At 68.6% G+C, this 7,443-nt stretch carries 9 protein-coding genes; 5 read left to right on the top strand and 4 right to left on the bottom strand.

Annotated elements, in window-relative coordinates; translation table 11 throughout:
• Positions 1-212: 212 nt before the first annotated feature.
• The 4 genes from HC022_RS15200 (at position 213) to HC022_RS15185 (ending at position 3,401) form a co-directional block, all read left to right on the top strand.
• On the top strand, positions 213-1,124 hold the full coding sequence (locus HC022_RS15200; RefSeq protein ID WP_167453012.1) for a DMT family transporter: 912 nt from the start codon (positions 213-215) through the stop codon (positions 1,122-1,124).
• 111 nt (positions 1,125-1,235) lie between these two features.
• Positions 1,236-1,433 carry a hypothetical protein gene (locus tag HC022_RS15195; RefSeq protein ID WP_008883996.1) on the top strand — a complete coding sequence of 66 codons (198 nt, stop codon included), beginning with the start codon at positions 1,236-1,238 and terminating at the stop codon, positions 1,431-1,433.
• 353 nt (positions 1,434-1,786) lie between these two features.
• Positions 1,787-2,632, top strand: coding sequence for a hypothetical protein (locus HC022_RS15190; RefSeq protein ID WP_167453011.1), 846 nt, complete (start codon positions 1,787-1,789; stop codon positions 2,630-2,632).
• 100 nt (positions 2,633-2,732) lie between these two features.
• Entirely contained in the window at positions 2,733-3,401 is a 669-nt protein-coding gene (locus HC022_RS15185; protein WP_167453010.1) for a thermonuclease family protein, read from the top strand.
• Positions 3,402-3,722: 321 nt separating this feature from the next.
• Here the strand turns inward: HC022_RS15185 and HC022_RS15180 are convergent, their stop codons facing one another.
• Positions 3,723-4,262 carry a glutathione peroxidase gene (locus HC022_RS15180; protein WP_167453009.1) on the bottom strand — a complete coding sequence of 180 codons (540 nt, stop codon included), beginning with the start codon at positions 4,260-4,262 and terminating at the stop codon, positions 3,723-3,725.
• Positions 4,263-4,428: 166 nt separating this feature from the next.
• On the opposite strand from HC022_RS15180, the gene HC022_RS15175 reads away from it, so the two are divergent.
• Positions 4,429-4,698, top strand: a complete 270-nt coding sequence (locus HC022_RS15175) for a DksA/TraR family C4-type zinc finger protein (RefSeq protein WP_008884537.1) — start codon at positions 4,429-4,431, stop codon at positions 4,696-4,698.
• Positions 4,699-5,016: 318 nt separating this feature from the next.
• On the opposite strand, the gene HC022_RS15170 is transcribed toward HC022_RS15175, so the two are convergent.
• From HC022_RS15170 to HC022_RS15160, 3 genes are all read right to left on the bottom strand, one after another.
• On the bottom strand, positions 5,017-5,271 hold the full coding sequence (locus HC022_RS15170) for a hypothetical protein (protein ID WP_167453008.1): 255 nt from the start codon (positions 5,269-5,271) through the stop codon (positions 5,017-5,019).
• A gap of 179 nt (positions 5,272-5,450) precedes the next feature.
• Positions 5,451-5,891 carry a hypothetical protein gene (locus HC022_RS15165; protein ID WP_167453007.1) on the bottom strand — a complete coding sequence of 147 codons (441 nt, stop codon included), beginning with the start codon at positions 5,889-5,891 and terminating at the stop codon, positions 5,451-5,453.
• The coding region (locus HC022_RS15160) for a M3 family oligoendopeptidase (protein ID WP_167453006.1) at positions 5,888-7,443 on the bottom strand (1,556 nt) is incomplete at its 5' end. The genes HC022_RS15165 and HC022_RS15160, both read right to left, overlap by 4 nt.

Genomic DNA, 7,443 nt, shown 5'->3' with positions numbered 1-7,443 from the left:
GCGGCGCGGCTGGCCTCGGGGCAGTGATCCGAGGGGAGACCTCCGCCAGAACGCGCGTGCAGCAGGGGTGCCGCAGGCCGCCCGCCAAATCCCGTGCCGCGCGGCTCACGCAAGCCCTGCGCCAAAACGCGCGTGCCTGACGGTTCCCGCGGTCCGCCCGCCACATCCCCGTGCCGCACGGTTCCCGCTTGCACCCCTTCGTTGGCAGGCTAATGGTCCTCGCCATGACACGCGACGCTCAATCCCCTGTCAGGGGTGTTCTCTGGATGGTCGTGACGGGGCTCTGCTTCGTTGCGGTGACCGCGCTCGTGAAGATGCTGGGCGGTCGTGTTCCGGCGGCGGAATCCGCCTTCCTGCGCTACCTGCTGGGCCTCGTTCTGCTGTTGCCCGCGTGGCGCGACCTGCGCGGGCTGCAGATGACGCCGCGGCTCTGGGGCCTGACGGCGGTGCGCGGAGCGGCGCAGACCGTGGGCGTGATCTGCTGGTTCTTCGCGATGACCCGCATCCCGCTGGCCGAGGTCACGGCGATGAACTACCTGACGCCGGTCTACATCACCATCCTCGCGGTCTTCGTCCTTGGCGAGCGCCTCGCCATCCGCCGCATGATGGCCATCGCCGCGGCCTTTGCCGGCGCGCTGCTGATCCTGCGCCCGGGCTTCCGCGAGCTCGACCCCGGCCATTTCGCCATGCTGGCGACGGCGGCGCTGTTCTCGGTCTCCTACCTCGTGGCCAAGATCGTCTCGGCCGAGCTGCCGGCGGCGGTGGTCGTGGCGCTCCTGTCGGTGTCGGTGACGCTGGGGCTCTTGCCCTTCGCGCTGGCGGTCTGGGTCACACCCTCGCTGACGGATTTCGGCATCCTTGTGGGCGTCGCCTGCTTCGCGACCGGCGGGCATTACGCCATGACGCTGGCCTTCGCGGCGGCGCCGGTGACCGTCACCCAGCCGGTGACCTTCCTGCAGCTGATCTGGGCGGTGCTCCTCGGCGCGGTGTTCTTCGGCGAACCGGCGGACGTCTGGGTGATGGCAGGCGGCGCCGTGATCATGGGCTCGGTGCTTTTCATCACCTGGCGCGAGGCGGTGCTGAAGCGCCGGATCGCCACCGCCGCGCCGCCGCCGCAGGGGTGAAGTGGGGAAACGCAGTGTTTCCCGTCCCACAAAAATCCCCGTCCTGAGCGCAGTTTCGCCCCAATTGGCCCGCAGCCTTCCCGGCATGCGAGGAGACGATTGGAGCGTGACATGTATCCCGAGACCCAGCCCGCCGAAGACCTGACCGAGATCCGCAGCTTCCTGCTGAGCGAGCGTGACAAGTCGCTTTCCGAAACCGAATGGCGGTTCCGGATGCGCGGCTACGGCTACAACCTCCGCCGCACCGAGCGCGGCATGGAGGTCGCCCGCCTGCCGCAGAACGCGGTGTTGGGCACGCTCGAGATCTGAGCGGCGCACACGGGCTGCGCCGGTGACCGGGCGCGGGTGACGGAGCGGGGGCTGCTCTTGGGCTGTGCCACCCTTCGGAGCCCGCGCCCTGATCGCCGCCGGCGTGTCGCCGTGACGTCCGCGCCAGTGTACCCGATGGCGTGTCGCCATTCGGCAAACGCTGCGGCATCCGCTGGCGCGCGGTCCAGAGGCAGCACCCGGCTCCTGCCAGCGCGTTGCCCAACGGCAGGGCCACCGTGGCGCGATTGCCCGCCCGCAAGATTGCGGTGCGGGCTGTCGCAATCTTTGTAGCCTTGTCCGCAATCCGACGTATCATCCGGCAACATGCGCTTGTCTTCACTCGGATTCTCGGAATGGACGTTGTGGACCCCGTCTCTCTCTACAACCAGATCGCCATGCCTGCGCTGTCGCTGCCGGAGGTCGCCCTGCTGCTGTTCCTGTCGCTGCCCGCGGCGGCGGTGATCGGCTTCCGCACCGGCGCCCACCGGCGCCGGAGGTTGCTGGCGGCAGACAACAAGATCGAGCACGTGGTGGGCGAGACCACGCTCGGTGCCATCCTCGCGCTGCTGGGCCTGCTGCTGGCGTTCAGTTTCGGCAATGCCCTGAACCTCGCGCAGGCCCGGAAGGCCGCGGTGGTGGGCGAGGCCGCGGCCATCGGCACCGCCTTCCTGCGCGCCGATTACGTCGCCGAGCCCGCCCGGACCAAGCTGCAGAAGGCGCTGCTCGACTATGGCCGCAGCCGCATCCTGCCGATGGACGGCAGCCTTGCCACCACCGAGCAGGCCCGCGCCTTCCTCAAAGAGACGCTGACAGCGCAGGAGAAGCTCTGGCCGCTGACGCTGGAGGCCACCGCCGACCCGATGCCCGCGCCGCTGAAGGGATTCGTCGCGGGGGCGATGAACGACGCGCTCGACGCCCATCTCTACCGGGTCGAGCACCTGTCGAATCCGGTCTCGGACGTGGTGCTGAGCATGTTGCTGGCGGCGGCGCTGATGTCGCTGTTCCTGCTCGGCAACCGCAACGGCAGCAACGGCCGTGACCTCACGTGGCGAACCTTCGTGCTGTCGGGCTTCCTCTTCGTGGTGATGCTGACCATCGTCGACACCCAGCGCTCGGCCGAGGGGCTGGTACGCACCGACGAGACCGCGCTGCTGGTCACGGTGCACGACATGGAGCTGGCGCTCGCGGGGCGGAACTGAACGTGCGCCGGGACGGGTTGCGCGTGGCCCTGCGATTGGCTGTTAACATTTCTTAACGGATCCCCTAGACCGCGCCGGAGTTATCGAGGACTCCGGCACCATGATCCGTATTGCCCTGTTTTTCCTGGCCCTCACCGCGGCCCAGCCGCTGCTGGCCGGCCCGTCGGGGTCGGTGCATGTGGTCGATGGCGACACCTTCGACGTCGGCGGTACGCGGGTGCGGCTGCATGGCATCGATGCCCCCGAGGCCGAGCAGATGTGCGGCGGCGACGGCGTGCCGATGTGGGCCTGCGGGGCCTGGGTCTCGGACGAGGTTCGGGTCCGCTACGAGGGCCGCACCGCCCGCTGCGAACAGCGCGACACCGACCGCTACGGCCGGGTGGTAGCCACATGCGTGATCGATGGCGAGGACGTGGGCCGGGCGCTGGTGCGCGACGGGCTGGCCTTCGCCTACCGGCGCTACGGCATGGACTACGACCTCGACGAGAAGGGCGCGGCGGTACAGGAGCGCGGGCTGCACGGCGCGGGCGTGCAGTCGCCGGCGGCGTTCCGGGCGGCGGCACGTGCCGGCGCGGCGCAGGCCAATGCCGCCAGTGCCCCGGCGGGCTGCGTGATCAAGGGCAACGTCTCGCGCGATGGCAAACGCATCTACCACGTGCCCGGGCAGCAGTATTACGACGACACCCGCATCAGCCTCTCGAAGGGCGAGCGCTGGTTCTGCTCCAGGGCGGAAGCAGAAGCCGCGGGCTGGCGCAAGGCGCGCCGGTAGGGACCTGATGCGGGGCGGGACGGGGCCCTTGCCTGGCAGGGGGCCGGGACGTGCCGGGTGATTTGCCTGGGGCGGCCTGCGCGGGAGGCGCCCGGGGGGCTGCCGTGGAAGAGGCGGCTTGACCGGCGGGGAAGCGGCCGGGTGACCTGAAGGGACGGGTCTCGGCGGGGGGACGTGGGCGGACGGCCGTCTTTTGCAGACGGGGTTCATGCTGCAAGGGTTCCCCATCAGGATTATGATTTCGTTCATCATCTCCCTGCGAGGGGACTTCCCGGCAGGCGATCAGGTTTCGTTGGTCAGGACGTGTCAGGCGGCGGGGGGTCAGTCGAGCAGCGGCTCGATCTCCGAGACGATGGCCTCGGACATCGGCCGCGTGGTGGCGCCCCAGCCGGCGACGAATGTGCCGTCGGGTCCGATCAGTGCCTTGTTGAAGTTCCACGAGGGCTCGAACCCCTGCTCGGCGAGCCAGAGATAGAGGGGATGCGCCGCGTCGCCGCGCACCCGGGTGATCGTGGTCATCGGGATGTCGAGCCCGAAGGTCAGCTCGCAGAACTCCTTGACCTCGGCCTCGTTGCCGAGCTCCTGGCGGAAGTCGTTCGAGGGCACGGCGAGCACCACGAGGCCGCGCTCGCGGTACCGGTCGTAGAGCTCCTGCAGCCCGTCGTCCTGCGGGGTGAACCCGCGGCGCGAGGGGGTGTTGACACCCAGCCCCGGGCGGCCCCGCCACTGGTCCAGCGACAGCGTGCCGCCGTCGATGTTGTCGAAGGTGAAGGGCTGGGCGGCGGCCAGCGGTGCCGCCGCGATGCGCGACGCGATCAGGGGGAGGAGGAGCGTGGCGAGGGCGAACTGTCTGCGATGCATGGCGGCGGATCCTTTCCAGCCAAGATAGCACGGATGGCGCCGGGTCAATGGGCGGGATTGGTGGTGCGGCGTGGGTGGCATGGGCGCGGCGCTGCCGGCGGGCGGGCGCATCGGTACTGGGCAGGGCGGGCGCGGGGGCGTAATCTGGTCCGTCAGGAGGTGCGCCATGGCCGGAGGCTGGAGCCGCGACGGAGCGGTGAACGAACAGATCGAGGCGTCGATCTCGGACGAGCTCGAACGCATGCGGGCGCGCAAGGCGCCGGTGGGCGAGAGCCTCATGGAATGCGCCGAGTGCGGCGAGGAGATCCCCGAGAAGCGGCGGCTCGCCATTCCCGGGGTGAAGCTCTGCATCGACTGCCAGCAGGAGCACGACGGCACCTACCGCGCGCGCTCGGGCATCAACCGGCGCGGCTCGAAGGATTCCCAGCTCAAGTGACGCCCCGGATGGCGTGACGTGATCGCGTGCCCCGATCTGGCGGTGCGGGCGCGAGGCGCGCCCGCGCAGGTCGTCTCGTCCCCGGCCTGTGGCCGTGTCCTCGGGTTGGCGCCCGTGGCGGGTGTTGGTGTGATACGGGTTGGTTTGGCAGGGTGTGGTTGGGGATGGCGCGAGTTGCCGAGAGGCGGCTGAGGGGCAGGTCTGCCCTCAGCGCGCCTTTCCGATGGTCGGGGGCGATTCCCCGCCGCCTCAAGGACGCGCTGTGCGCGCCGCGCGGGGCGCGCGGTGGCCTGCGGCCATCCTTGACCCGTCGCGGAATCACCGGTTTTCGGAGGGCGGGTGAGGCTCGTCGGTGTCTTCCTCGGGGAGGGGGCGCGAGCCCGCGCCGATGCCGGCGCGGCGCAGGCCGGCGCGGTAGAGTGGCACGAGGTCCAGCATCGCCACCGCGAAGCCCAGCGGGATCATCCAGAAGCCAAGGATCGGCAGGAAGCCGAGGATGCCGCCGCAGATCAGCAGCAGCCCCAGGACCAGCCGCAGGCCCGGCGGAACCCGCCGCCGGACATGCACGAGCATGCGGCGCAGTCTGGTTCTGAACGAGCGACCCTTGGAGGACGCCCCTGGGAGTTTCATCTCTCGTCTGCCTCGGTTTCGTCCACGCGAACGTGCGACGGGAAGCTCATGTCGGGTCGGCCGGTCTGTCTGTCAAGGAATCGGGGCAGGCGCCGCCGCGGATTGGCTTCCAAAAAAGTCCTCTAAGACAGTCGGGCATCATCAGAGAGATAACGGTAATCGCTCTGATGCACCCAGAATGCGAACTGTTCGCCTTTCTCGGCAAGATACCCTTCGACCCGGTCGATGCTCGTTCGGGGCGTTTCGCCAAAATATCCTGCAGTGCTCAGGGCATAAGCGCGCAAAGCCGCATCGAACCCCGGCGCGCCGAGCGTCAGCTTCGAATAGTCGAGCTCGGTCAGACCGAGCTCGAGGCTTGCTCGCGCCGCTGAACTGGCTGTTTGGCTGCTACAGTCAAGTGAGGCAGGGTTTTCCAGGACCGATGCGATCCAGCCAGTCGATACGAAGTGCTGTCTCGGGCCTTCGCGCCAATGCACGACGGAAATGTTGTATTTCGCGATCCCGGGCCATTTCGGAGCGGCCAGGATTGTCCTGACCGCGCTGACGAGATCCTCTTCCGTCACTCTTCCATCGCCTCCAGCTCGTCGATGAAGCCCTCGATCATCGACAGGCCCTTGTCCCAGAAGGTCGGGTCCGAAGCGTCGAGGCCGAAGGGCGCGAGCAGCGCCTTGTGGTGTTTCGAGCCGCCCGCCTTGAGCATGTCGAAATACTTGTCCTCGAAGCCTTCCGGGCTTTCCTGGTAGACCGCGTAGAGCGCGTTCACGAGGCCGTCGCCGAAGGCATAGGCGTAGACGTAGAAGGGCGAGTGCACGAAATGCGGGATGTAGGCCCAGAACGTCTCGTAGCCCGGCATGTACTCGAAGGCCGGCCCGAGGCTCTCGGCCTGCACCGACATCCACAGCGCGTTGATGTCGTCCGGGGTCAGCTCGCCGCCGCGACGCGCCTCGTGCAGCTTGCACTCGAAGTCGTAGAAGGCGATCTGGCGCACCACCGTGTTGATCATGTCCTCGACCTTGCCGGCGAGCATGACCTTGCGCTCCTTCTGGTCCTTGGCGGTGTCGAGCATGGCGCGGAAGGTCAGCATCTCGCCGAAGACCGACGCCGTCTCGGCCAGGGTCAGCGGCGTCGAGGCCAGCATCTCGCCCTGGCCCGCCGCCAGCACCTGGTGCACGCCGTGGCCGAGCTCGTGGGCGAGGGTCATCACGTCGCGCGGTTTGCCGAGGTAGTTCAGCATCACGTAGGGGTGGACCTCGGTCACCGTCGGGTGGGCGAAGGCGCCCGGCGCCTTGCCGGGTTTCACCGCGGCGTCGATCCAGCCCTTGGTGAAGAACGGCTCGGCGATCTCGGCCATGCGCGGGTCAAAGCCGGCATAGGCGTCAGTCACGGTCTTGCGCGCCTCGTCCCAGCCGACGATGCGGTCGCTCTCCATCGGCAGCGGCGCGTTGCGGTCCCAGACCTGCATGACGTCGAGGCCCAGCCACTTGCGCTTGAGCTCGTAGTAGCGGTGCGACAGCCGCGGGTAGGCGGCGACCACGGCGTCGCGCAGCGCCTCGACCACCTCGGGCTCGACGTCGTTGCTGAGGTGCCGGCCCATCTGTGCCGACGGCATGCCGCGCCAGCGGTCCATGATCTCCTTTTCCTTGGCCTGGGTGTTGTGGACCCGGGCGAAGGTGCGGATGTTCTCGCCGAAGACGCGGGCCAGCTCATGCGCGGCGGCCTCGCGCTTGGAGCGGTCCTGCTCGGTCAGCAGGGTGAGGGTGCTCTCGATCGGCAGCTCCTCGCCGTCGATGGTGAAGCTGAGCCCGGCAATGGTCTCGTCGAAAAGCTTCATCCACGCGTCGCCGACCACGCCCATGTCGTGCAGGAAGCGCTCGAGCTCGTCGGAGAGCTGGTAGGGCTTCATCGCGCGGATGCGGTCGAAGGCGGGCTTGTAGCGGGCGAGCTCGTCGCTGGCGGTGAAGAGCGCGGCGTAGGCGTCATCCTCGATGGTGTTGAGTTCGAGGGTGAAGAACACCAGCGGCGTGGTGTAGATCGTCACCTTCTCCTGCAGGTCCGAGAGGAACTTGGCGCGCTCGGCGTCGGTGGTCGCCTGGTAGTAGCGCAGCCCGGCGTAGG

The organism is Salipiger sp. HF18 (genome assembly GCF_011806505.1).
Taxonomy (GTDB): domain Bacteria; phylum Pseudomonadota; class Alphaproteobacteria; order Rhodobacterales; family Rhodobacteraceae; genus Salipiger; species Salipiger thiooxidans.
The sequence above is the reverse complement of the archived record's forward strand: the minus strand, read 5'-3'. Positions and strand labels throughout refer to the sequence as shown.

Bases quoted from the DNA above. Each gene is read 5' to 3' on its own strand.
- HC022_RS15200 (WP_167453012.1), top strand. From the start codon at position 213: ATGGTCCTCGCCATGACACGCGACGCTCAATCCCCTGTCAGGGGTGTT.
- HC022_RS15195 (WP_008883996.1), top strand. From the start codon at position 1,236: ATGTATCCCGAGACCCAGCCCGCCGAAGACCTGACCGAGATCCGCAGC.
- HC022_RS15190 (WP_167453011.1), top strand. From the start codon at position 1,787: ATGGACGTTGTGGACCCCGTCTCTCTCTACAACCAGATCGCCATGCCT.
- HC022_RS15185 (WP_167453010.1), top strand. From the start codon at position 2,733: ATGATCCGTATTGCCCTGTTTTTCCTGGCCCTCACCGCGGCCCAGCCG.
- HC022_RS15180 (WP_167453009.1), bottom strand. From the start codon at position 4,262: ATGCATCGCAGACAGTTCGCCCTCGCCACGCTCCTCCTCCCCCTGATC.
- HC022_RS15175 (WP_008884537.1), top strand. From the start codon at position 4,429: ATGGCCGGAGGCTGGAGCCGCGACGGAGCGGTGAACGAACAGATCGAG.
- HC022_RS15170 (WP_167453008.1), bottom strand. From the start codon at position 5,271: ATGCTCGTGCATGTCCGGCGGCGGGTTCCGCCGGGCCTGCGGCTGGTC.